This window comes from Rothia sp. HMSC071C12 (assembly GCF_001813895.1).
Lineage (GTDB): Bacteria > Actinomycetota > Actinomycetes > Actinomycetales > Micrococcaceae > Rothia > Rothia mucilaginosa.
The window spans coordinates 319,200-344,517 of the sequence record NZ_KV814378.1 but is presented as its reverse complement, the minus strand read 5'-3'; the positions used below and the strand labels follow the sequence as shown (position 1 = coordinate 344,517).

Below are 25,318 nucleotides of genomic sequence, written 5' to 3'. Positions count from 1 at the left end.
TGTTGGCTTGTGTAGCGAGTATTTTCGCGCTGAATGTGATGATTCTTAGAGCCGAAGATGCTTTTGGGAATGGTTTTGAAGTGTTCGATTGTTACGAAATCGGTTCGGTATTTGCTTTCTGAAAGTGCTAGCCTGAGAGAGATGGATAGCGATGTCGCTACAAACTTCACCTTGTCTCTTCGAACAGGAGGTTCGGAGGGGGCGTGGGGTGAAAACCTCACCGCACAATCATTTAGAAAAACTAAATGGATTTTGGAAAAAACATTCAGTTTTTCTAATGAGGTATTTATTACCCTTTTGTGGTGAAATAGAGACATCGCCAAACGTGGTGTGCACCGCACACAGTGAGATAGTTAGGAGTCAAGGATGACCCATCCTTTCGCATCTGAGCACTACCAGAAGATGGCTCTGGAAGCTCGTCAGCTTGTTCGCCAGTGGGTAAACGAGTCCCAGTCGATCAAGCCCACCTTCGCGGCTGAGCAGCTCGCCGGTGTTCTGAAGGACCCCAATGGTCTTCCCTTCACCGTCGGCTTTGTTGATGGCGTTATTCGCCCCGAAGACGACAACGTCTCCGGCCGCAACCTCTCCCGCATTTCCGGCCTGGCACCTTCCTTCCTGCCCTGGTACATGAAGTCCGCTGTTGGCTTCGGTGGCAAGCTGGCTGGCAAGGTCGCATGGCCCACCGTTCCCGTTGCACGCCGCGTGCTGCGCGAGATGGTTGGTCACCTGATCGTCGACGCTTCCGAGGAGAAGCTGGGCGACGCAATTGCAGAGCTGACCAAGACCGGTAACCGCCTGAACGTCAACCTGCTCGGTGAGGCAGTTCTGGGTGACAAGGAAGCAGAGCACCGCCTGGCTGAGACCAAGCGCCTGCTGGCACGTGACGACGTTGACTACGTCTCCATCAAGGTGTCCGCTGTTTCCGGCCCCCACCAGCACTGGGCATTCGACGAGGTCGTTGAGACCGCTGTTCGCCGCCTGACCCCGCTGTACGAGCTGGCTGCATCCAGCTCCCCCAAGAAGTTCATCAACCTGGACATGGAGGAGTACAAGGACCTGGACCTCACCATTGAGGTGTTCACCAAGATCCTGGACCAGCCCCACCTGAAGGACCTGGAAGCCGGTATCGTGCTCCAGGCATACCTGCCCGACACCCTGGCTGCAATGCAGCACCTGCAGGAGTGGTCCGCAAAGCGCGTTGCTGCTGGCGGCGCAGGCATCAAGGTCCGCCTGGTTAAGGGCGCAAACCTCTCCATGGAAATCGTCGAAGCTGTTATGCACGGCTGGCCGCTGACCACCTGGGACACCAAGCAGGCTGCTGACACCAACTACAAGCGCGTTCTGGACTACGCACTGCGCCCCGAGCACGTGAAGAACGTTCGCCTCGGTATTGCAGGCCACAACCTCTTCGACGTTGCTTTCGCACTGCTGCTGTCCGAGGACCGCGGCGTGAAGGACCGCGTCGAGTTCGAGATGCTGATTGGTATGGCTGAGCAGCAGGCAGAGATCATCCGCCGTCGCGTTGGCCACCTGCTGCTGTACGTGCCCGTCGTGAACCCCAAGGAATTCGACGTTGCTATCGCATACCTGATCCGTCGTCTCGAGGAGAACGCTTCCTCCGAGAACTTCATGTCCGGTATCTTCGACCTGGCAACCGACGAGTCCATCTTCAAGCGCGAAGAGGACCGCTTCATGCGTGCACTGAACTCCGTCACCGACGAGGTTCCCGCATCCAAGCGCACCCAGAACCGTCTGACCGAGAACGAGGACAACGTCTTCGTACCGGCAGGCCGCTTCGAGAACACCCCCGACACCGACCCCGCACTCTCCGGTAACCGCGAGTGGGGCCGCGCAATCCTCGAGCGTTCCAAGACCACCAAGCTGGGCATCGACACCCTCAAGGCTAACGAGCTGACCAGTGAGGCTGAGGCTGAGAAGCTGATCAAGGAAACCGAAGAGGCTGGCAAGGCATGGGGCAAGCTCTCCGGCCACGAGCGTGCAGAGATTCTGCGCAAGGTCGGTAAGGCTATCGCACTGCGCCGCGGTGACCTGCTGGAGGTTATGGCAGCTGAGGCTGGCAAGACCCTGGAGCAGGGCGACACCGAGGTCTCCGAGGCAATCGACTTCGCATACTACTACGCAATGCTGGCTGAGGACCTCGAGAAGATCGACGGCGCAAAGCCCAAGTCTGTTGACCTGACCCTGGTTGTTCCCCCGTGGAACTTCCCGACCGCTATCCCCGCCGGTGGTGTTCTGGCAGGTCTGGCTGCAGGTTCTGCTGTCATCTTCAAGCCCGCAACCATCACCGCTCGCACCGGTGCCCTGATCGCAGAGATCATGTGGGATGCAGGCGTTCCCAAGGAAGTTCTGAAGCTCGTCAAGGTTGTTGACCGCGCTGCAGGTAAGCTGCTCATCTCGCACCCCGAGGTTGACCGCCTGATCCTGACCGGTGGCTACGAGACCGCTGAGCTCTTCCGCTCCTGGCGTGATGACCTGCCCCTGTTCGGTGAGACCTCGGGTAAGAACTCGATCATCGTCACCCCGAACGCTGACATCGACCTCGCCGTCAAGGACGTCGTCTACTCGGCATTCGGTCACGCAGGTCAGAAGTGCTCCGCTGGTTCGACCGTCATCCTGGTTGGCTCCGTGGCACAGTCTGAGCGTTTCCGCCGTCAGCTGCTTGACTCCGTCAACTCGCTGCACGTGGCACACCCGCAGGACATTGAGTCCCAGATGGGCCCCGTTGTTCAGAAGCCGGAAGAGAAGTTGCTGCGCGGTCTGACCACCCTCGGTCCGGGTGAGCGCTGGCTCGTTCAGCCCAAGGAACTGGACGAGACCGGTCGCCTCTGGAGCCCCGGTGTTCGCGAAGGCGTCAAGCCCGGTTCCGAGTACCACATGACCGAGTACTTCGGCCCCATCCTGGGTATCATGACCGCTGACACTCTGGAAGAGGCAATCGAGCTGCAGAACGCACCCGATTACGGTCTGACTGCAGGTCTGCACTCGCTGGATGCTGACGAGCTCGAGCTGTGGCTCTCCAAGGTGCAGGCAGGTAACCTGTACGTCAACCGTGCAATTACCGGTGCAATCGTTCAGCGTCAGCCCTTCGGTGGTTGGAAGAAGTCCACCGTTGGCTCCGGTACCAAGGCTGGTGGCCCCAGCTACCTGATCGCTCTGTCCGATTGGGAGCCGGCACAGGCAACCGCAACCGCTGTCACCCAGTCCGTGACCGTCCGCGAGACCCTGGCTACCATCGAGAACTCCGAGCTGGGCAAGCGCGAGGACTTCGCATTCATCAAGCGCGGTGTCTCCTCTGACGCACACGCTTGGGACACCGAGTTCGGCTTCGGTCACGATCCCTCGAAGCTGGGCGTGGAGCGCAACATCCTGCGCTACGTACCCACCCAGGTTCTGGTTCGTGCAGACGAGTCCGCATCCGCAGCAGAGACCCTGCGCGTTGTGCTCGCCGGTCTGGCAGCTAACGCACCGGTTGCTCTGTCCGTCGGTAAGGACCTGCCGGTCGACGTCCGTGGCGTCCTCGAGAACAAGGGCATCAAGTACGAAGTCAAGTCGGACGCTCAGTTCCGCGAGTACCTGGCTTCGAACGCTAAGACCCCGGTTCGCGCACTGGCTGGTACCCCGCTGGAAGGCACCCGTATCCGCTACATCGGTAACGATGAGAAGTCCCTCTACACCGCACTGGGTGGTCGCCCGGACGTTGCAGTGTACTTCGCACCCGTCACCGAGGCTGGCCGTATCGAGATGCTGCCCTTCCTCCGCGAGCAGGCTGTTTCGATTACCGCACACCGTTTCGGTAACCCGAACCGCTTCTCCGAGCGCGTCATTTCTTCCCGCTAAGGCGCTGTGAGAGTTTAGCTCTCTAGCCTAAGGCTCAGGGCCCTGCACCATCATGGTGTGGGGCCCTGAGCCTTTTGGTGTGTCTGATGGCTCCCTGCTGGAGGTGAGTAATAGGGGTGCTTCTAGGGCCTTGGGAAGGGGCGCTTGTTGAGCGGTTAGATAGGATAAGGAAAATATAGTGTCATAGAAGTGGTACGGGGGTGTTTGGACGTGCCCCGCGTTACTTCTTATGTGATAATTGGTGTAGGACGTTCCGTCATCCCACATACGGAACGACACCGTGCGCGGGACGGTCCGCGCTACGCAAGAACACACTGAAAGGACACCGCTGCTATGAGCAACGTTCCCGCAGAACTCTCGTACACTTCTGAGCACGAGTGGGTTTCCGCTCTCACCGCCGAGGGCACCGTACGTGTTGGTATTACCGACCACGCTCAGGATGCACTGGGTGACGTCGTCTACGTCGACCTTCCCTCTGTCGGCGACTCTGTAGCTGCTGAGGATAGCTTCGGTGAGATTGAGTCCACCAAGTCTGTCTCTGATCTTTTCGCTCCCATTGCGGGCGAGATTGTCGCAGTGAACGAGGGCCTGGAGGATGACCCCGCACTGGTTAACTCCGATCCCTACGGCGAGGGCTGGATCATTGAGATTCGCCCCGAGAACGCTGATGACCTGGCGAACCTGCTGGATGCAGAGGCGTACAAGGCTGAGCTGGACAAGCTCTAAGTCGATAGACTCTAAGACCTTCTATAGGCCTCGGATAAGAGGTACGTACTGATGAAACGGCGAGACCGATTGGTCTCGCCGTTTTTCTTTTAAAATGCACACAAACGCAAATAGTTGGGCGCATTTAAGGTTCGTCTTGAAGGTGCAGGAATTCACTAAAGGGGCTTGAAGGATGACTAAACCCCTAGTGGGGGCCTCTTTCAAGTTAAATGTGATGAAAACTTCAACTATCGCGAGAAGATAAAATTTTCCTCGTAAAGCAGTCCAATATGAGATATATGTGTTCGAAGTATTGGAATTTTGCTAAAATTGGTACTGTCTCTACTGATTAATGTTTGATTGTGTGGCTATTTTTGGGTTCAAAAAGCCTCTGAAAAGGGCGAACTAAATAGCAAAATGCCTTGTGAGGCTATAAGATTGTCTCGAAGGTTTGCGGTTTATCATTTCGTGATAAACAACTAAACTTATCTATCACACTCTCAACACTAAGCAAAGATGTTCGGCACGGAGCGAGACCCCCGACCGGGGGAACGAGCCACTCACTCAAACTTCGGCTCGTATCGACATCGGCTGAACAAGTACCCGAAAGACATAGATGACCTCACGCATCGATGAAAACCTCACTAACGCTGAGGTTCAACTAGAGGACGTGGAGAACGGCGACTCTGACCGTAACCCGCGTGACGTTAAGAGCCGGACCATCGGTCAGGTTCTTAGTCAGCTCGACCTGGAGTTCCCCGGAATTAGCGCATCCAAGATTCGCTTCCTGGAGGAGCGCGGCCTGGTGCACCCCAGCCGCACCGAAACCGGTTACCGCAAGTACTCCCAGACCGATATTGAGCGCCTGCGCTACATCCTCACTATGCAGCGCGATCACTACATGCCGCTCAAGGTAATCCGTCAGCATCTGGAGGATCTGGAAGCCGGTCGCGTGCTGAACTCCATGCCCGCCACCGTAAGTGAAGACGTCCTGGATACCGTCCTCGGACCGGACGAGCAGGAAGGCCGCACCTACAGCCTCCGTGAGCTGGCAGAATACGCTAACACCACTCCCGAACTGATTCGCGAGCTGATTGACTTTGGACTGCTCGAAGATGGCTCGGACGTAGAGTACACCGATTACGACGTGCTGATCGCCCGCGTGAGCGCAGAGCTGACCCAGCACGGCATTCAGCCCCGCCATCTGCGCGCATTCAAGTCTGCGGCAGACCGTGAAATTTCCCTCGTGGAAATCGCAGTGGCTCCGCTGGCCTCGCGCCGCGACGCAGCCTCCCAGGCTCAGGCGCAGGAACGAGCCGACAAGATCCGCAAGTTGTGCCTGCAGTTGCATGCAACTCTCGTCGAATCGGCAATGCCTACCTACGAGTAGGCGAACGAAGGTACAGGCGACTGGACCGTCTACCCTTCACAATCTTTGCGGTTCTACCGCACCCCGAACGGGGTTTTCCTTCCGGGATACACTGCTGACCACGGTGTTTCCCTCTATAGTCCCTGCCCGCACCAACGGGTAGAGGCCTCTAGACTTGGACGAGGCCGACGCTGGCACGCTCGGAATTTCTACCCCTTCGTCCAACACGAAGAGCTTTCTCACCAGGGGGCTCCCGGCCTGCCAAGGCTATTCACTTAACTCAGCTGTAAATGCGTACGGACTACCAGCCCGTACGCATTTACTTTTTAAACTCCCCCTGTATAAACTCCCCTGTGGGATGGGCGCCCAGAAAAAGCGAACGGAACGGCGGAGGAGGAGCGCCCCTATGAGGCGTTAATGAGGCAAGAATGAATCTGAAAAGATCGTTCGCTCCGGTGGGTTCAATTTTAAGTAGAGCCCTCTATCAGTTAAAATAGATTGAACAACCGCGCCTATCGCGCATCGGTCGCACTATCGAATCGTGTTCTACGAACCGAATAGTCGAGCCAATGTGTAGTATTGAAAACCGCGTAGCTAACCTCGCAGAGGGAAGCCACGCGAATCATAGATGCAGATTCTAAGGCCTAGCCCTAGAATCTCACCCCGAAAATCGGGGCTACACCGGAACGAAGTCGACCACATTTGATAGGGCGCGGTGAATCGCATTAAACGGGTTAACGAAAAGGAGGGACCGTGCTAGAGCAGCAGGTAGCCGAAAATGCAGGCGAGGCCGCAGGCACCCATGAGGCACCCCAGGGCTTCGACCAGCCCCTGGATGGCTTCGACACCCTCTTCCCCGTAGCGCCGCCTCCGCGCGGTGAACAAGGCGTACTCTTCACCGACCCGGTCTCTGTCGTCGAGGAAAACCTCGGCTACCGTGGCGCCGTCGCCTGCAAGGCAGCAGGCATCACCTACCGTCAGCTCGACTACTGGGCACGCACCGACCTGGTTGTACCCACCGTGCGTAGCGCCTCCGGCTCCGGTACCCAGCGCCTCTACAGCTTCCGCGATGTGCTCGTGCTTAAGATTGTGAAGCGACTGCTCGACACCGGCGTGTCCCTGCAGCAGATTCGCACCTCCATCGAGCATCTGCGTACCCGCGGCATTGACGACCTCGCGAACATCACCCTGATGAGTGACGGTACCACCGTCTACGAATGCACCTCCCCGAGCGAGGTTATCGACCTGGTTCAGGCTGGTCAGGGCGTCTTCGGTATCGCGATTGGCCGCGTCTGGCGCGAAATCGAAATGAACCTCAACGGCCAGCCCGGCGAAGAGATGCACGAAAACTTCGAAGGCGACGAACTTGCCGCCCGCCGTGCCCGCCGCGCACAGGCATAAAACACAAAACGTGAATCAGCCCGCGCTCACTACCTATCGGGTAGCGAGCGCGGGCTGAAGCTTTAAATGCGAGGGAATATTCAATGCTCACTTGAGAAAAAACTCAAGATACACCCCTGTCAGAGCCAGAAGAAAAGCGAAGATTCGCTAAAATAAAGGGGCATTACACCTCACTCATAAAAGGGACCTGCATGCCCCGCATCGTCAGTATCAGCAGCCTCAAGGGTGGCGTTGGCAAAACGTCCATCACTTTGGGGCTCGCCTCCGCGGCATTACACAGCGGACTCTCCACGCTTGTTATTGACCTCGACCCCCACGGCGACGCCAGCACCGGCCTGGCAGTGGATGAAACCATCCCCGACGTCGCCTCCCTGATTGCCAGCTCCAATGAGCGCGCCTTCGCGGAGGAAGCCGGTAGCTCCTCCTGGAACGCGCTCGTCGGCAAACCCACCCTGCTGACCAATAACCCCGTGACCACCGGTAGCGTGAAGGTGGCGCGAGGCTCGGCGCGCTCCACCCTCGTGGACCGGCAGGAAGCCGCGCCGTTCATCCGCCGATTCAAGCGCATGGTGGAGGCGGCAGCGGACGCCTACGACGTGATTCTGATTGACTGCCCGCCGTTCCTCGGAACCCTGTCTTCGATGGGCTGGGCGGTGAGTGAGCGTATCCTCTCGGTCGCTGAGCCTTCCCTTTTCTCTGTAGCGGGCACCGAACGAACCCTGCGTGCCATCGTGCGCTTTCAGCAGGAAAGCGGCATCAGCATTGACGGTGCGGGAGTAGTTATCAACAAGATGCGCCCCAACGACAGCGAACACCGCTACCGACGCGACGAAATGCGCTCCCTCTTCGGCGAGCTCGTGGCAGATCCTGTGCTCGCTGAAAGCCCCGTGCTGCAACGCGCCCAGGGTGCGGCGTACCCGATTCATTTTTGGCCCGACGAAGAGTCGGTTGATCCCGCCATTGACTTCACCCGCCTGCTGGCTGGGCTCATGGCAGACCTCTAAGCGCAGACATCTACGCGTCACTAATCCGCGGGCTCACATAGTTTCAACGCTTGAGGTTTCAACGCTTGAGTGCGTCTTCTCAAAGAACCTCTGTATTTTCAGCGCTGTGTTCTCAGCCCTGTGTTCTCAGCGCTGTGTTCTTTGGGACGGCGCACTTTCGTATATCCGTCAACATTGACACTAGATAGTGGGAATAGCCGGTAGCCTCCACGCGTTATAGTGGCAGTAACAGAAATAACCCCGCCATCGAGGGGCACGCTGGGAACGAGCCCAGCCTCAACATCATCAACGAGAGGACCACATGAGCATCGAGAACGTAGAACGCATTGACGGCGTAGCACAGTACGACCTCATCGTCATCGGCTCCGGATCCGGCAACACCCTCATCGGCCCCGAATGGGACGACAAGAAGGTCGCCCTCATCGACGGCGGTATCTTCGGCGGCACCTGCCTGAACGTTGGCTGCATCCCCACCAAAATGTACGTCTACCCGGCGACCATCGCGCAGAAGACCCGCGAGGTCAAGCACCTGGGCGTCGACGCACACGTAGACGCCGTGCACTGGGCGCAGATTCGTGACCGTATCTTTGCCTCCCGCATTGACCAGATTGTTGAAGGCGGCCGCAACTGGCGTGCCGGTCTGCCCAACGTCGACTTCTACGACCAGTACGCGCGCTTCGTCGGCTCCCACACCGTCGAGCTGACCGACGGCACCCGCCTGCAGGGCCGCCAGATTGTTGTTGCGGCAGGTTCACGCGCCGTGCTGCCTCCCGTACCCGGTATCGACTCCTCCAAGGTCTACACCAATGACAACGTCATGCGCATGGACGAGCTGCCCGCCCGTATGGTCGTCATCGGCGGCGGCGTGATTGCGGCAGAATTCTCCCACGTTTTCTCCGCATTCGGTACCGAAGTAACCCAGCTGAACCGCTCCTCCCGCCTGCTACGTGGCGTGGACGAAGAGGTCGTGGCACGCTTCGAAGAAGCCGCAAGCAAGCAGTGGAACATCGTCAAGGATGCGTCCCTCTCCGAAATCCGTGAGAACGCCGACGGCAGTGTGACCGTCGTAGCTAAGCACACTACCGAGAACGGTGAAGAACTGCTCGAAATCCCGGCAGACGCTGTGCTCGTGGCAACCGGTCGTCGCCCCAACACCGACACCCTCAACGCGAAGAACTACTTCGACGTGCAGGACGGCGGCCAGCTCAGCGTCGATAAGTACCAGCGCGTGCTCTACAACGGTGCACCCGTACCCGGTGTCTACGCCCTCGGCGACGTCTCCAGCCGCTACCAGCTCAAGCACGTGGCAAACCACGAGGCCCGCGTTGTGCAGCACAACCTCAGCCACCCCGAGGACCTGCGTGCCAGCGACCACCGCTACGTACCCGCCGCGGTCTTCAGCAACCCGCAGATTGCCGTGGTCGGCATGACCGAAGAGCAGGCGCGCCAGGCCGCTGAGCGTGAAGGCTTTGAGATCACCGTCAAGGCACAGAACTTTGGCGACACCGCCTACGGCTGGGCAATGGAAGACAAGATTGGCCTGTGCAAGCTCATTGCCCGTAAGGACAACGGTGAGCTGCTCGGTGCACACCTGGTCGGTGAAGAGTCCTCCGTGCTCATCCAGCCGCTCCTGCAGGCAATGAGCTTCGGCATGGATGCGCGCACCCTCGCACGCGGCCAGTACTGGATTCACCCGGCACTGACCGAAATCGTTGAGAACGCGCTGCTCGGTCTGGAATTCGACGAGCCCGCAAACTAAGAACCCGCCATCTAACGACGGCTAGATAACGTCCGAAAATCGAGGTTTCTAGCGAACAAACAGAGAGGAGGGGATCGTACCTAAGCGGTACGACCCCCTCCTCTCGTTATTGGTGGCCAGAGCCGGTTATGCCTTGTCGCTGTCAGACTTCTGCGGGTTCTGCTCTGCAACAGTCTTCTTCTCAGTCTGCGCGGGCTTCTCAGCGGGAGCATTAGCGGAAGACTTCTCAGCCTTTTTTACCTCTTCAGCCTCCTCTTCCTGAGGCTTCTGCATCATCTCGGCGGTCTGTTCACGCAGCTCCTCAAACTTCTCAGCCGCCTGCTCACGCAGCTCGGCAAGACGCTCCGCCTGGTGGTCCGCGTACTCGTGCAGACGCTCTGCCGCCTGCTCACGCAGTTCAGCGAACTTCTCAGACTGCTCCGCCGCGTACTCCTGCAGACGAGCCAAAGAATCCGACGTGCTATCAGAAACCTTGCCGTACATCTCATCCACGTAGGAGGAGAAGTCCTGCAGAATCTTCGCGCGGCGCAGCTTCTGCGAAGGAGTCAGGTAGCCGTCCGCCTCGGTCAGATCACGGTTCATGATGCGGAACTCGCGAATACCCTCGGCGCGGGAAACCAGCTGGTTCGCCTCGTCCACGAGCTTCTGAATTGCGGCACGAACCGCCGGGTGAACAGCAGCCTCCGGGATGGAGAGTGAACGGGGCAGACCCAGGTGCTCCAACTGCTCGGGTAGGGTATCCGGATCCAGGGTCACCAGAGCCGCAATAAACGGCTTCTCGTCGCCAACCAGCATCGCCTGAGAAACCAGGGGAGAGGTACGCAGATGACTCTCCGCAATACCCGGAATCACGTTCTTACCGCCGGCGGTGACAATGATTTCCTTCTTGCGGCCCACAATCTTCAGGTAGCCGCGCTCATCGAAACGAGCCAGGTCACCGGTGCGGAACCAGCCGTCCTCAGTGAACGCCTGAGCGTCCTCTTCAGGGTTCTTGTAGTAGCTGCTAATCACGCCCACGCCACGAACCAGAAGCTCGCCGTCCTCAGCAATATAGCCTTCGGAACCGGGGATGAGCGGGCCGATCATACCAATCTGGTACGGGTTGATGCGGCCAGCCGCAATCGGGGCGCAGGTCTCGGTCAGGCCGTAACCCTCAACCACCTGCACACCCACCGCGTGGAAGAAATGAGCCAGGCGCTCGCCGAGGGGACCGCCGCCGGAGACCGCGTAGTGTAGCTGCCCGCCCAGAGCCGCACGCAGCTTGGAGTACACGAGACGGTCGTACAGGGCGTACTGCGCCGCGAGCTTGAAAGATACATGTCCGGTGACCTTCGCCTTCGACCAGGCAATCGCGATGTCCACCGAGCGGTCGAAAAGAGCTTTGTTGAGAGAACCGCCCTTCTCTGCCTTGGCCTTGGCCCCCTCATACACCTTCTCGAAGACTCGGGGGACCACCAGCAGCATGGTCGGCTTGAAGCTATCAAGGTCGGCCGCGAGGTTCTTAATGTTCGGGGAGTGGCCGATAACCACACCGGCGTCCAGGGCCAGCACCTGAATCAGGCGAGCCAGCACGTGGGCCAGCGGCAGGAAGAGAATCGACGAGTTGCGGGGGTTCGCAATTTCGCTTTCCACGAAGCGCGTGTTGGCGCTCAGGTTCAGGAAATTGCCGTGGGTGAGCGGGCAACCCTTGGGGCGGCCGGTCGTGCCGGAGGTGTACACAATGGTCGCGAGGTCGTCACAACCGGCTGCGGAACGTACCTGCTCCAGCTGCTCATCGCTGACCTCGGAGGCGCGAGCACTGAGGGCATCAAGGTCGCCGTTCTCAATGACCCAGCGGTGCTTGAGCTGGAACGGCTCAGAAGTAGAAGCGGCGTATTCTTCAGCCTCAGCCACACGATTCAGGAGCTTCTCATCCTCGACGAAGATGGCGACAGCCTCAGAATGGGACAGCGCCCATGCAGCCTGGGCGGCAGCGTTCGTCTCATATACCGGCACGGAGATGGCGCCCGCGTACCAAATCGCGAAGTCAATGACAGTCCACTCAAAACGGGTGCGGCTCATAATACCCACACGGTCACCCGGGCGGATACCAGAGGCAATCAGGCCCTTAGCCAGGTCGGTCACCATCTGGTGGAACTGCTGGGCGCGAACCGGCTGCCAGTTACCCGGAGACATCTGACGGCGGTACAGTACCGGATTGGAGCTATCGGCACGGTGGCGCTCAACAATGCTTGTCAGGTTCAGCGAGGGGTCGACAAGAACCTCAGCGGGAGTGGAGAAGACTTTCATAATGCGCCTTTCAAATCAGGGCGTGAGCCCGTGGCGAATCCGGTGCCGCGGGGCGCCCTCGATGGTTCGAGGTGCCGTGATGGCTATCTGAATGTTCTGCCCACCTCGGCGGGTGATGCATTCGCCGGTTGGTACGCTGAACCTTCAGAATTTAGTGGTTTAGTGATGCGACAAAAGCTTGAACAGTAGAGAGAAGATACTCGGCGTCGTAGTCGAGCGTTGCCACATGGTAGCTGCGGGTCAGCCACCTAAATTCTACAGGAACTGAACAATGTTCGAGAAAATATTTGTGGGAGCTATCCGACACAGTATGATCGCCCAGTGAACGCAAATACAGAATCGGCGACTTCAACTGCGGGATCAGAGCACGAGTCTCAGCACCCAAAAGATGCAGCTGATGCACCGCCGCGGTCGGAACGATAGAATACGCGCCCTCACTCACGCCCGGAACCGCAATATCGGAACCAATCGCCTTGAGCACCGGCAGAACCTTCGACACCTTACCGGCGTGGCGCATCATCGGGTTCACATCCACCATATAGGGGTTAATCAGCACCGTACCCGCCACCGGCAGACGCGCTGACAGATGAGTCGCAACCGTACCGCCCATGGACATGCCAATGACCACCACCTGCAGGCCCTGATTAGCCAGGCGGCGGTACCCCCGCTCAGCAGAATCCAGCCACTGCTGGTACGTGCTATCACGCAAATCCTGCCAACGGGTCGCGTGCCCAGTCAGCACAGGCATCTCCACCGCGTAACCGAGCTCCATAAAATGCTGAGCCACCGGGCGCATGCTATGCGGCGAACCCGTAAAACCATGCACCAGCAAAATACCCACGGAATGCTGCACCGAATCAGGGGCAAAAGAAACAGGGGAGTGGTCGAACGCATCCTGCTCTTCCCCGAGGCGACGCGCCAAAGATTCCTTAACATTTTGGGTCGCAAGAAGCCTGCGCTCGCGAGCCTTGCGCCGAATCCTCTTAATCGGTTCCAGCGAATTATCGAAAATGCTCATGGTCCTCCTCCGCCAACCTGCGCGAGTATGAGCGCAGGTGAGGCTCTATAGCGTACCCTGACCGGCTACCACGGATACAGCACCGATGCTGGTATATCGCCCCCAGCGCACCCGATACACCGGTGCGCAGAAAAATCGTTCTCTTTTCTTTAATTATCGCGCGTTCTCTCGCTACGCTCCAGACAAGATAGAATTGACCCGGGAATATTCAGAGAGGAGTCCCCAATGCCTAACACCGCCCTCTATTCAACGCTCAAGGTTCTTGGCTCACCCCTGCTGCAGGGACTGTACCACCACGACGTGGTTGGCCTGGAAAACCTGCCCGAGGGGCCCTACATCGTCGCCAGCAACCACCTGGCATTTTGCGACTCCATTTTTATTCCTCTCGCCATGCCGCGCACCGTGAACTTCCTCGCCAAGAGCGACTACTTCACCACCCCCGGCGTGAAGGGCCGCGCCATGGCGGCATTCTTCCGCGGCGTTGGCCAGCTTCCCATGGACCGCTCCGGCGGCCAGAAGAGCCAGGAATCCCTTAACGCCGGCGCGCAGGTCCTCAAGGACGGCGGCATCATCGGCATCTACCCCGAAGGCACCCGTAGCCCCGACGGACGCGGCTACCGCCCCAAGGTCGGTGTCGCCCGCCTCGCAGTTGAAGCAGGCGTGCCCGTAGTGCCCGTCGGACAGATTGGTACCGACCTGATTCAGCCCTCCGGCTCGAACCGTATCCGTCTGCGCCATGACGGCAAGCCCATCCAGGTGCGTACCATTATCGGTAAGCCCCTCACCTTCGAGGAATACACCGACGGCTCAGACCTGAGCCACCGCGTTCAGCATGAAATCGCCGACCGTATTGGCTCCGAGATCCGTGCCCTCAGCGGCCAGGAATACGTGGACGTGTACGCCGACCGCGTCAAGAAGCTCATGACTGATAAAAACATGAGCGCTGATGAGGCAGTCGCACACCTGCAGCACTAGGCATTGAGACAGCACCCTGAGACAACACCTCGGGTGCGCATATACTCCAGATGCGCACATACGCCAGAGGGCGGGATGCGGTACATGCCGCATCCCGCCCTTTCGTATGCGGCTCTGCAACGGTGCTCATCAACCCGCGTATCGCCGACACCGGGTGGCGCCGACACCGGGTGGCGCTATCTAAACATGTGAGATGTACCTGACTGCAGGGTTAGGTGTTGAAGCAAGCAAGAGTACAATTAGGTCTATTCGGCCTGAAGAATCGCAAGCCAGCACGCCGCACACGGCGCGCCGAGCACCCGAAACGCGGCTGAATCAGAAAACGCACAAGACCATCCCGATGGAGTGAAGATGAGCAATCAAAACCTCAACACCTCGCAGGCCACCGACCACGGCCTAGACACCTGGCGTCAGCTGCACATTGACCAGCAGCCCACCTGGAGCGAGCACGAAGATTTTGAGAGCACTATCGCCGAGCTGAACTCGGTACCGCCGCTCGTCTTCGCCGGTGAGGTCGACGCCATGCGCCAGGCACTCGGTGAGGTCGCTGAAGGCCGCGCATTCCTGTTGCAGGGCGGCGACTGCGCAGAAACCTTCGCTGGTGCAACCGCCGACAAGATCTCCGGCCGCATCAAGACCATCCTGCAGATGTCTGCAGTGCTCACCTACGGCGCCTCCATGCCCGTGGTGAAGATGGGCCGCATGGCGGGCCAGTTCTCCAAGCCGCGCTCCGCAGACATGGAAACCCGCGGCGACGTCACCCTGCCCTCCTTCCGCGGCGAGACCGTCAACGGTTTCGACTTCACCCCCGAAGCCCGCGTACACGACCCCAAGCGCATGCTGCGCGGCTACCACACCAGCGCATCCACCCTGAACCTGGTGCGCGCCTTCACCAAGGGCGGCTTCGCCGACCTGCGCGCCGTGCACCAGTGGAACCGAGGCTTCACCTCTAACCCCGCCCACGAGCGCTACGAGAAGACCGCTAACGAAATCGGCCGCGCCCTCAAATTCATGGAAGCATGCGGTGTGAACTTCGAGGCCCTCAAGACCACCGACATGTACGTCGGCCACGAGGCACTAGTTCTGGACTACGAGCGCGCCCTGACCCGCATCGATTCGCGCACCCACCTGCCCTACGACACCTCCGCACACTTCCTGTGGATTGGTGAGCGCACCCGCGGCATCGATGACGCCCACGTGGACTTCCTCTCCAAGGTCCGCAACCCCATCGGCGTGAAGCTCGGCCCGACCACCACCACCGAGGACGCACTCGCACTGATTGACAAGCTCGACCCGAACCGCGAGCCCGGCCGCCTGACCTTCATCACCCGCATGGGCGCGAAGAACATTCGCGAGAAGCTGCCCTCCATCGTTGAAGGCGTGCAGGCCGAGGGCGCGAAGGTCGTGTGGGTGACCGACCCGATGCACGGCAACACCATCTCCGTGCCCTCCGGCTACAAGACCCGTCGCTTCGACGACGTGCTCGACGAGGTTCGCGGCTTCTTCGAGGTGCACGAGGCTCTGGGCTCGTTCCCCGGCGGTATCCACGTGGAGATGACCGGCGACGACGTGACCGAATGCCTGGGCGGCTCCGACGCCATCGACGAGGCAGCACTGGCTGACCGCTACGAGTCCCTGTGCGACCCGCGTCTGAACCACTCGCAGTCCCTGGAAATCGCGTTCCTGGTCTCCGAGTACCTCAAGAACCGCGCATAAAACGTTCATGCGCCTCGCCGGACTAGTCGGTGAGAAATAGCAGAAAAAACAACAATGCCCGGGTCTTCACTCATCGTGAGTGAAGACCCGGGCATTACGTTTAACCTGCGCACCACACAGACGAGGACAGAGTGCACAGACGAGGACGGAGTGCTCGAGGGGGGGAGCACTACTAGAAGGTCAGGAACGCCTCAATATTGCGCCACCACTGCGACTGCACCAGTGAGGTCGCAAGCCACCAACCGGTAAAGCTCGAACCCATGCCCAGCAGAATCAGCGCCAGAGCCCAACCGCCCACCGCCATACCCGAGGGCGGGGTCCTAAACTGCTTGGCGGGCAGGCGAGGATCCTTCTGCGAAGACTGCTCGGATTCCTGAGAAGAAGCGGCCTCCTCTGCCGGTGAAGCCTCCGACGCGCTCGCCGCCCCCTTAGACTTCGAGCGACGCGTGCCGGAGGGACTCAACGAACGCTCCGCATGGATTGGGGCGTACTCGCCATGAGCCGAGATGAACTCCTGCTCCGTCTGCGGGCCAATGCCAACGGACTGAGTCAGCGGACCCTTCGCCGCGGCGGTACGGCGGCTCATGAATGAGCCCAGACCACGCTTGCCGGATTTGCCCTTTGAGCCTTCCTGCTCCTGATCAGTGTCAGAATCGTCATTATCGGAGGCAGAACTCACCAGAGGCGGAATGCCCTGGCGGTTGAGCACGGAGTCCTCAGCATCTACGTCGGCAAGGTGCACGCCCTGACCCGCCGTCGAAGCATCGTACACGAGGCTGTCGGGGGAGTAGACATCGTAGGCGAGCAAATCGCGGGCATCGCTAAAAGCACTAATCGGGGTGTTACGCACCATCTGCGCGGCACCGCTACGCTCCGCAATATCGGCAACAGCCTCCCAAAGGGGAAGCTCCGGCTCCGGGCACGAGGGGGCGCGCCAAGCACGCTCGTGCTCACCCAATGACTCAGAAATCTCCAGTAGGGCCGTAAACAGCTCGGTCGCATCCTCTGGGCGGGCGTGAGGCTGCTTGCGGGTACACCACGAAATCAGCCCCGCAATATCGCGGTCCGCACCCGGTGCGACATCGGTCAGCGCGGGCATCTCAATATTCGCGTTGTGGTAGAGCACCTGCTGGTCATTCTCCAGACCAACAAAGGGCAGACGACCTGAAAGCATGCGGTACATCATCACGCCGAGCGCAAAAATATCGGCTTGCGCGCCGACCTTCACCTTCGGATCAAGAACCTCCGGCGCTACGTAGGCGGGGGTGCCCATGGGGGCGCCCGCATCCACCTGATCGTCACGGCGGGAGAGACCAAAGTCCGTGAGCTTCACCTGACCGTTAGCGTCGAGAAGAATATTGCCTGGCTTAATATCGCCGTGCAGGTAGCGGTTAGCGTGTACCTCCGAGAGCGCCTCCACCACCGGAATGAGAATATCCAGAGCCTCACCCAGGGACAGGGCATTACGCACACGCAACAGCTGGCTCAGGGTGCAACCGTGCACATACTCCAAGACGATGTACATGACCATCTCGCCCGAAAAATATTCGGTACCCGAAGAAATCACACCCACCGTATGTCCGCCGCCGCCCACCTGGCGCATCGAGCGCTCCTCACGGTGGAACTTCTGACGGTTCGCTGCATCCTCAGCCAGAGCGGGGGAGAGAACCTTGAGCGCAACCGGGTTATTCGACCACAGGTCCAGCGCATAATACACCTCGCTCATGCCGCCGCGGCCAATAAGCGAACCCACCTGGTAGTGACCCTCAATAATGGCGCCACTGAGCCACTGCGAAGAACCAATAGCGGTATCCGGGGCAGCGGGACGAGTGGCGGGAGGAACAGAAGTATTTGCAGAAGAACGAGGGTTCACAGGAGAAATTCGGCGTGGGCTGGGAGTATTCATACGTCTCAACATTTTAGCCCGCCCACCTGGGCAGAAGCGATGCCAAAGGGCGCCGAGCAGGTGAACACTCAGCGAATTCTTAAGAAGCACCGACGGGTCCGAACCCAACCTAAGAACCGCCGGCAACGCGCAAAAAGGAAAGGTGCGCAGGAGAGCTCCCGCTCCAGATGCGGGTCAAAAGTGGTAAATACGTGCCAGCTCTGGCACTCTTAAAAGGTGACTAACGAAAATATTGCTCAGACCTTCGCCCTCGTCGGCGATTGGGTAACCATCCCCGAAATTGCGCAGGCACTCGACCTGAAGGTGACCCGCGTTCACAACCTGATTTCTGACGGTACGCTCATCGCGCTGCGCGACCCGGAAACCAACGTGCGCAAGGTACCCGCACTGTTCATGAACGGTTCGCGAGTACTCGAATCCCTCAAGGGCACCCTCGCTGTCCTGAAGGACTCCGGCTTCAGCGATGAAGAAGCTATCGTGTGGCTGTACACCAACGACGACTCCCTGCCCGGCCGTCCCATCGACGCACTGATTGACGGTCGTAAGACTGAAATCCGTCGCCGTGCGCAGGCACTGGCTTGGTAATACCAGCTTGGTAATAGCGGCTCAGTACTATAGCTAAATATGTTGAGGCGGCATACTTCGGTATGCCGCCTCAACTTGTTTAACGTTCTAACTGTGTTGAACCTCTACGCCTTGCGACGTAGCGCATCTATGCCTTGCGACGCAACGCACGGCCCACAATATCGGTCAGTGCCGCATGCGTCAGCTCGTCCAGGTTCATCGCCTCCAGCGCTTCAAACACAGCCTGAGACTTCTGCTCAATCAGCTGCTCATGCTTGGCGAAAGCACCCGAAGAAACCATCAGCTCGCGGATGCGCTCCACCTGCTCATCGCTCAGCTCGGGGTCGCCCAAGCTATTGTGCAGAAGCGCCGCATCCTGCTCGTTCAGGGCAGCGGAGGTGAGCGCCACCAGCACGGTACGCTTACCCTCACGCAGGTCATCGCCAGCGGGCTTACCGGTCACCTCCGGCTGGCCGAAGACGCCCAGCTCGTCATCACGTAGCTGGAAGCCCTCACCCAGCGGCAGACCGAACGCACGGTAACCGGCAAGTACCGGGTGCTGCTCGCTCACGGCACCGGTGCCGTTCTCCATCGCGGCAGCCTGCAGAGCCAGAGCACCACCAATCGTGAAGGGGTGCTCGCACGAGTACTTGGCGGACTTGAAACGAATCACGTTCAGGGCACGCTGCAGAGCCGCCTGAGCGTCCTCGGTTTCGAGAACCTCGGAGTAGACGTCCAGATACTGACCCGCCAGAACCTCGGTGCGCATCCGGTCAAAAATAGTGCGCGCAGGGGCGCCATAAATCGCTCCCTCACCCAGGGACGCGAAAACCTCGGCAGACCACGCCAGGGTCAGATCTCCAGCAAGAATACCGCCGGTCAGACCGTAGTTGAAAGCATCACCGCGCCAACTATTCTGCTCGTGCGCTGCCTCGAAACGCTTGTGCACGGAGGGAGCGCCGCGGCGGGTATCGGAGCGGTCGATAATGTCGTCGTGAATCAGTGCGGAGGTCTGGAACAGCTCCACCGCCATGCCGGCCTTCACAATAGACCAGGACGCGCGGTTCTCGGTTACGGGTGCACCGCCGGCACCGCGCCAACCCCAGTAGCTCAACAGGGCACGCAGGCGTTTGCCTCCGGTGGAGAGGGACTCAATAGCCTCCAGCAGAGGCAGGGTTTCGGGAGAAATACCCTCGAGCAGTTCGCGCTGGCGGGCAAAAAACTCAGCCATGAGGGTGTCAAAAGCGTACAGGTAGGCTCGCTGCTCTTCAGCAATACGCTCAGCGAGGTGCGCAGAAGTCGCCGGGATATTCGGTGCCGCTACGGTGAGGCTCTCGGTCGCCTGGGGAGTGGGGGCTCCGGAAGGAGAAGGGGGAGTCATACTATCCTCGCTGATGGTCGCTATGTACGGTCCTGATGCCGTGCGGTGTGCACTTCTTCTAGCTTAGTGGAGAAAAGCCCAAGAGAACGCATTTACGAACACGTTTACGATATATTACCCCTATTGTTCGTAGAAATGTGCTATATTTTCGGTAGGTGGGCGTAGAAGTTATGAGAGGAGGCGACATGGGGCAGATGCGAATCAGCAAGAATAGTGGCGTAAGGAACGGCCGCGTCATTATGCACCTGGACATGGACGCCTTCTTCGTCAACGTCGAACTCCTCGAAAATCCCGCTCTGCGCGGCGAGCCCATTATCGTGGCGCCCCTGGGCCCCCGCTCGGTCGTATGCTCCGCCTCCTACGAGGCGCGCGCCCACGGAGTGCGCTCCGGAATGCCGCTCAGTCGCGCCCGGAACCTTAGCCCCAACGCCACCGTCCTGCCGCTGCGCGGCGACTACCGGCACTACTCCCGCGCCGTCATGGCAATCCTTCATGACCTGAGCCCCTACGTTGAGCAGGTCAGCGTGGATGAAGCCTTCGTAGACCTCACCGGCGCCTACCTGCACGGCCAAGACCCCGTCGCCCTGGCCCAGCGCGCTCGCGACCGCATCGCGCAGGAGCTATCCCTGCCCTCCTCTGCGGGGGTTGCGCCCAATAAGCTGCTCGCCAAAATGGCGTCCACCGGTAGTAAACCCAACGGGCTGTGGGTCATTCCGCCCGAGCGCGTTCAAGAATTTCTTGACCCGAGAAAAGTCTCCGACCTGTGGGGAGTGGGTGCCAAAAGTACCGAGCAACTCTCCCGATACGGTATTCACACCATCGCCCAGATGAGGTCCATGAGCCTGGACTGGCTCAAAGAACGCTTCGGTACCGCTCAGGGCGAGCACCTCTGGGCCATGGCGCGCGGCATTGACGAACGCCCCGTAATCACCGAACGTGAAGAGAAAAGCATGGGTGGCGAGCACACCTTCGAGACGGATACGACCGATGCCCAGGAGGTGAGCGCTGCCATTCGGGAGCTGAGCCTCAAGCTGGGAAAGCGCCTGCGATCCGCTGGCAAACTCGCCGGAGGGCTCAGCCTCAAAATCCGCTACAGCACCTTCGAAACGCACACCCGCGCTATCCCACTAAACGTGCCCGTGGACTCCGGCATACAGATTGCCTCCCTGGCGTTGGAAGCCCTGCGAGCCGATGAAATTCTGGTGGGTCAGGAGGCGCCACGCGCCCTGCGGCTCATCGGAGTGCGCGCCGAAAAACTCGCCCGCGCAGAAGACGGAGTGCAACAAACCCTCTTCGACTCCATTGAGATCGGGACAAACCCACGCTCCTCACAAACAGCCTCCTCACAAGCTGCCTCCGCACAAAACGCCTCCGCACAACAAGGAGGCGGGGGAGCGGACAATAGCCCGCAGAACGGTACTCGCTCGGGAGCTGGCGCTCACTCGGGGTCTGGTGCCCGCCTCGTGAAGAGCGGCAGATGGTCCGAGGTTGAGCACGTCATGGACGCGATTCACCGTAAGTACTCACAGGAAAGCCTCAAGCCAGCCTCCGGAGTTACCGCGCCCGAGAAGAGCATTGACGAAAATAGGTCATAAAGAGCTTCTGTCCGAAAAAAGAATGCGCCAACCCCACCCCGCGCGGTACGATGGGAAACATACGACCGGAAACATCCAGCGGGAAGAAGCGCCCACCGCGCCAGCTGATGCACTAGCTAACCCGGCTGATACCGACGTCATCTTGAGTAGCGACACCTCAAAGGAGAAAACGATGGCACTGTCCGAGCGTGAACAGAAGGTTCTGGACCAGCTCGAAGAACTCATGAGCAATGAGGACCCGCACTTTGCCTCCTCCATGTCTTCAACCGGCAACACCGCGCCGGTTTTCAGTGCTCGCCACCTGGCTCTCGGTATTCTCTTCGTTCTTATTGGCCTGGGCATCATTATTGGTGCGGTTGCATCGAATATGATTTGGCTGGGTGTCTTCGGCTTCCTCTTCGCGGCAGGTGGCGTGTACTTCGCAACCACCAGCAAGAAGACCCCGGTAGATTCCTTCCTCGGCGGTAAGGCAGAGGGTGCAGCTCGCGTGCGTCAGCGTGAGCAGAAGGAGCGTTCCTCCTTCATGAATCGTCTGGAGGACCGCTGGGACGAACGCAATAACGGCCAGTTCTAGTACTGCTTTGGCGCAATAGTTTTTCTTACGGCTAGTATTTCTCGTGGCTGAGCATCCGTACTCTCTAGGGTCTTAAGACTTCATCAAGACTTCACAGGCGGAAGGTAAGAATTCTCTTACCTTCCGCTTTTTCTATGCCCGAAATAGTGAAGCGTGGATGCTTTATGAAAGCTGGTAGACGGGTCACGCCGATTCCTGAAGCTTGCTCTGTTATTGAGCCTTTACTTGAGCCGGGGTATGGCAAGCATGCTGAGGGTATTACGCTGAGCGGACACACCCGAAGCTGTGTAGAAGCTGTGCGGCAGCGTTAAAAATGCAGAAGAGAGCATAAAAACACTAAAAGATACTCTGCCGGGTGGGGTAGGTGGTGGAAAGTGGGGTAAAGTGGAGGGGAAAGCTGAAAGTCAGTCCTATCGCCGTGCCCTCAAACAGACGGCGGAGGCGTCGGCCCGGCACACCCCGCCACCGGCACCTACAGGATGTGTGGAGCAACCACGCTCCCGCAGGCTTCAGCACATCGGCACACATCAGGGGCACACATCGGGGAGGTGAAGTGAATGTTCTTAGGTACCTACTCACCACGAATGGACGCCAAAGGACGCATCATCCTTCCCGCCAAATTCCGTGAGGAACTCTCAGCAGGCCTCGTTCTGACCCGCGGTCAAGAACGATGCCTGTACGTTTTCCCCGCCGCAGAATTTGAACGCATCCACGAACGGATGCGCACCGCGCCCCTGCCGGGACGAGCCGCCCGAGACTTCCTGCGAGTCTTCCTCTCAGGAGCCTCAGACGAACTGCCCGACAAGCAGGGACGCATCACCATCCCGCCGATACTGCGCCAATACGCAGGACTGACCGACAACCTCGTCGTCATCGGATCCGGTACCCGCGCAGAAATCTGGGATGCAGCCGCCTGGGAGGAATACCTCGCCCGCACCGAAGCTGAATTTGCCTCCCTCGACGAGGACCCGTTCAGCCCGCTACTCTAGCCAGTTTTGCTGGTGTAGCGGCGACCGCCCGGCATCTCTCTATCACCACCGCACCACTCTTCCGTAAGCTTTCCCGCAGGACAAACTCTCACAGGAGCACCCATGAGCGTAGACCACGCCCCCGAAACCGGTACGACCGCATCCGGCGCTGCCGCCAAGGTGACCGGCGCATCCATTGAGAACCTCTCCCAGCGTGAAGCGAGTGAACGCCACGTGCCCGTGATGCTGGACCGCTGCATTAACCTGCTGGCACCCGGCATTGAACGCGCCGTCGAGGAACGCGGCACCGCCTACGTTATTGATGGCACCCTCGGTATGGGTGGCCACTCCGAGGCGTTGCTTGAACGCTTCGAGAACCTTGTGCTCATCGGCATTGACCGCGATCTGCAGGCGCACGCCATCGCCGGTGAACGCCTGGCGCGCTTCGGTGACCGCTTCGTACCCGTGCACGCCGTCTACGACGAAATTGACCGCGCCATGGAAACCGCCGGCGTGCAGGGCATCGACGGCATCCTGATGGACCTGGGCGTCTCCTCCATGCAGCTGGACGAACGCACCCGCGGCTTCGCATACTCCTACGACGCACCCCTGGACATGCGCATGAACTCCGAAGACGAGCTCACCGCCCGCATCGTCGTCAACGAATACAGCGAAGACCAGCTGCGCCGCATTATCCGCAACTGGGGCGAAGAGAAGTTCGCATCGCGTATCGCCCGCGCCATCTGCACCGCCCGCGCCAACACGCCCCTGGAAACCACCGGTGAGCTCGTGCGCATTATCCAGAAGGCTGTGCCCGTCGCCGCGCAGCGCACCGGCGGTCACCCCGCCAAGCGCACCTTCCAGGCGTTGCGCATCGAAGTGAACCACGAACTGGAAGCCCTCGAACGCGCCGTACCGGCAGCCCTGGAGGCGCTCAACCTCGGCGGCCGATTCGTCGCCATGAGCTACCACAGCCTCGAAGACAAAATCGTCAAGAGGGCACTGACCGCAGAAGCATCCTCCAAGGCGCCCAAGGGCTTCCCGGTAGAGCTTGAAGAGCACAAGCCCACCGTCAAAATCATTACCCGCGGCGCCGAACCGCCTACCGACGAGGAAATCGAACAGAACTCTCGCGCCGCCAGCGCCAAGCTGCGCGCCGCCGAGAAGATCCGCATCCCCGCCAAGTAGAAGACAGAAAGCGAAGAAGAGTGAGCACCCAGCACGCATCCCAGCGCCCCACCCGCACACAGGGCGCACCGCGGAGTCGACGCGCCGGTTCCTCGCGCCCTGCCGCCGGTACCCCCAGCGCCGTTGGCTCTACCCGCGCATCCTCTACAGGCGGCTCCACCGGGGCGAGCCGCGCCTCCACCCGAGCTCACTCCGGTCGTACCCGCACCGCGCGTCTGGAGCCGGTCACTGCATCTCAGCCGGTGGTCCGCCCCGTCAGCACCGCGGCTTCGCACGGCGGTAAGCGAACCTCGACGAATGCGAGCCGTGTGCCCTCGAGCGTTCGTGCGGCAGCACGCACCGAAGAGACCCGCGAGGAGAAGCCGAAGTCGCGTCACCCGCTCTCGACCGTGCGCCGCCGAGCACGCAAGCTCAGCCCGCCCACCATGCTCGCTGTTTTTGCGGCAATTCCGCTGACCCTGGTCTTTATTCTGCTGCTGAACGTGCTGATTGTGACCCGCCAGTACGACATGGTGGATCTGCGCGCGCAGGAGCAACAGCTTGTGCAGGAAAACCAGGCGCTGCAACAGGAGATTGGCTTCAAGGAAGCCCCGCAGGACCTGGCTGTTCGAGCAAGCACTCTGGGCATGTTCGTGAGCTCTTCGCAGGCGACCCTGAACCTGCAGTCCTCCACGATTGAGGGCACCCCCGCCCCGGTGGCAAGCCCGACCGGTGCTGAGGGAAACAAGCAGGAGAATCTGATTTCGCCTCCGGCAGCTGGCTCGAACGAAAGCTACGCCAAGAGCATTGTGGACGCGGACAAGTCCGTTCAGCAGCGCCACGGCCAGGCGAGCGCTACGGCAAAGGCATCTGCAAGCGCCTCGGCAAGCCCCGCGCAGCAGGCTAACCCCGCCCAGCAGGCCAACCCCGCACCGGCGAATAGCGCCCCTGCTAGCCCGGTTGCTTCCGCCGCACCGAGCGCCGCTCAGCAGCCCGCAGCTAGCCCCGCGGCAAGCCAGCCCGCACGATAAACAACATTGACCACAGGATGCGTAGCATCACCGATAGA

The 25,318-nt window shown here is 59.8% G+C and carries 18 protein-coding genes; 14 read left to right on the top strand and 4 right to left on the bottom strand.

Annotated features, from left to right (window positions below; genetic code table 11):
- Positions 1–366 precede the first annotated feature (366 nt).
- The 6 genes from HMPREF2942_RS09070 to HMPREF2942_RS09045 all read left to right on the top strand — a co-directional run bounded on the left by HMPREF2942_RS09070 (position 367) and on the right by HMPREF2942_RS09045 (position 10,096).
- Positions 367–3,858, top strand: coding sequence for a bifunctional proline dehydrogenase/L-glutamate gamma-semialdehyde dehydrogenase (locus HMPREF2942_RS09070; protein WP_070688914.1), 3,492 nt, complete (start codon positions 367–369; stop codon positions 3,856–3,858).
- Between the two features lie 333 nt (positions 3,859–4,191).
- A complete protein-coding gene (gene gcvH / locus HMPREF2942_RS09065; protein ID WP_049337538.1) occupies positions 4,192–4,584 on the top strand; it encodes a glycine cleavage system protein GcvH in 393 nt (130 codons plus the stop codon).
- A 595-nt stretch (positions 4,585–5,179) separates the two neighbouring features.
- The gene (locus tag HMPREF2942_RS09060) at positions 5,180–5,953 is read left to right on the top strand and encodes a transcriptional regulator FtsR (protein ID WP_005507723.1); all 774 of its coding nucleotides are present in this window, start codon (positions 5,180–5,182) and stop codon (positions 5,951–5,953) included.
- 732 nt (positions 5,954–6,685) lie between these two features.
- Positions 6,686–7,333, top strand: coding sequence for a MerR family transcriptional regulator (locus HMPREF2942_RS09055; RefSeq protein WP_070604573.1), 648 nt, complete (start codon positions 6,686–6,688; stop codon positions 7,331–7,333).
- 191 nt (positions 7,334–7,524) lie between these two features.
- On the top strand, positions 7,525–8,337 hold the full coding sequence (locus HMPREF2942_RS09050) for a ParA family protein (RefSeq protein ID WP_005507726.1): 813 nt from the start codon (positions 7,525–7,527) through the stop codon (positions 8,335–8,337).
- A gap of 301 nt (positions 8,338–8,638) precedes the next feature.
- Positions 8,639–10,096 (top strand): mycothione reductase, encoded by a 1,458-nt coding sequence (locus HMPREF2942_RS09045; protein WP_012903832.1) that lies wholly within the window; start codon positions 8,639–8,641, stop codon positions 10,094–10,096.
- 126 nt (positions 10,097–10,222) lie between these two features.
- Here the strand turns inward: HMPREF2942_RS09045 and HMPREF2942_RS09040 are convergent, their stop codons facing one another.
- Together HMPREF2942_RS09040 and HMPREF2942_RS09035 are read right to left on the bottom strand one after the other, a co-directional pair.
- Entirely contained in the window at positions 10,223–12,385 is a 2,163-nt protein-coding gene (locus HMPREF2942_RS09040; protein ID WP_070688913.1) for an AMP-binding protein, read from the bottom strand.
- 151 nt (positions 12,386–12,536) lie between these two features.
- Positions 12,537–13,403: an alpha/beta hydrolase gene (locus HMPREF2942_RS09035; protein ID WP_070688912.1), complete on the bottom strand. Its 867-nt coding sequence runs from the start codon at positions 13,401–13,403 to the stop codon at positions 12,537–12,539.
- Between the two features lie 225 nt (positions 13,404–13,628).
- Between HMPREF2942_RS09035 and HMPREF2942_RS09030 the strand changes: the two genes are divergently transcribed.
- On the top strand, positions 13,629–14,378 hold the full coding sequence (locus HMPREF2942_RS09030) for a lysophospholipid acyltransferase family protein (RefSeq protein WP_070688911.1): 750 nt from the start codon (positions 13,629–13,631) through the stop codon (positions 14,376–14,378).
- A 351-nt stretch (positions 14,379–14,729) separates the two neighbouring features.
- Positions 14,730–16,094 carry a class II 3-deoxy-7-phosphoheptulonate synthase gene (locus HMPREF2942_RS09025; protein ID WP_049340751.1) on the top strand — a complete coding sequence of 455 codons (1,365 nt, stop codon included), beginning with the start codon at positions 14,730–14,732 and terminating at the stop codon, positions 16,092–16,094.
- A gap of 172 nt (positions 16,095–16,266) precedes the next feature.
- On the opposite strand, the gene HMPREF2942_RS09020 is transcribed toward HMPREF2942_RS09025, so the two are convergent.
- Positions 16,267–17,967 carry a serine/threonine protein kinase gene (locus tag HMPREF2942_RS09020; protein WP_239662206.1) on the bottom strand — a complete coding sequence of 567 codons (1,701 nt, stop codon included), beginning with the start codon at positions 17,965–17,967 and terminating at the stop codon, positions 16,267–16,269.
- Between the two features lie 249 nt (positions 17,968–18,216).
- Between HMPREF2942_RS09020 and HMPREF2942_RS09015 the strand changes: the two genes are divergently transcribed.
- Positions 18,217–18,585 (top strand): Rv2175c family DNA-binding protein, encoded by a 369-nt coding sequence (locus HMPREF2942_RS09015; protein ID WP_070506761.1) that lies wholly within the window; start codon positions 18,217–18,219, stop codon positions 18,583–18,585.
- 127 nt (positions 18,586–18,712) lie between these two features.
- Here HMPREF2942_RS09015 and HMPREF2942_RS09010 read toward each other — a convergent pair whose 3' ends face one another.
- Positions 18,713–19,945, bottom strand: a complete 1,233-nt coding sequence (locus tag HMPREF2942_RS09010; RefSeq protein ID WP_070688910.1) for a polyprenyl synthetase family protein — start codon at positions 19,943–19,945, stop codon at positions 18,713–18,715.
- Between the two features lie 185 nt (positions 19,946–20,130).
- Between HMPREF2942_RS09010 and dinB the strand changes: the two genes are divergently transcribed.
- The 5 genes from dinB to HMPREF2942_RS08985 all read left to right on the top strand — a co-directional run bounded on the left by dinB (position 20,131) and on the right by HMPREF2942_RS08985 (position 25,280).
- Positions 20,131–21,540, top strand: coding sequence for a DNA polymerase IV (dinB, locus tag HMPREF2942_RS09005; protein WP_070688909.1), 1,410 nt, complete (start codon positions 20,131–20,133; stop codon positions 21,538–21,540).
- Positions 21,541–21,712: 172 nt separating this feature from the next.
- On the top strand, positions 21,713–22,114 hold the full coding sequence (locus tag HMPREF2942_RS09000) for a DUF3040 domain-containing protein (protein WP_005506566.1): 402 nt from the start codon (positions 21,713–21,715) through the stop codon (positions 22,112–22,114).
- 557 nt (positions 22,115–22,671) lie between these two features.
- Positions 22,672–23,103: a division/cell wall cluster transcriptional repressor MraZ gene (mraZ, locus tag HMPREF2942_RS08995; protein WP_005507741.1), complete on the top strand. Its 432-nt coding sequence runs from the start codon at positions 22,672–22,674 to the stop codon at positions 23,101–23,103.
- A gap of 102 nt (positions 23,104–23,205) precedes the next feature.
- Positions 23,206–24,270: a 16S rRNA (cytosine(1402)-N(4))-methyltransferase RsmH gene (gene rsmH / locus HMPREF2942_RS08990; RefSeq protein WP_070688908.1), complete on the top strand. Its 1,065-nt coding sequence runs from the start codon at positions 23,206–23,208 to the stop codon at positions 24,268–24,270.
- 20 nt (positions 24,271–24,290) lie between these two features.
- Positions 24,291–25,280, top strand: a complete 990-nt coding sequence (locus HMPREF2942_RS08985) for a cell division protein FtsL (RefSeq protein ID WP_070688907.1) — start codon at positions 24,291–24,293, stop codon at positions 25,278–25,280.
- The last annotated feature ends 38 nt before the right edge of the window (positions 25,281–25,318 follow it).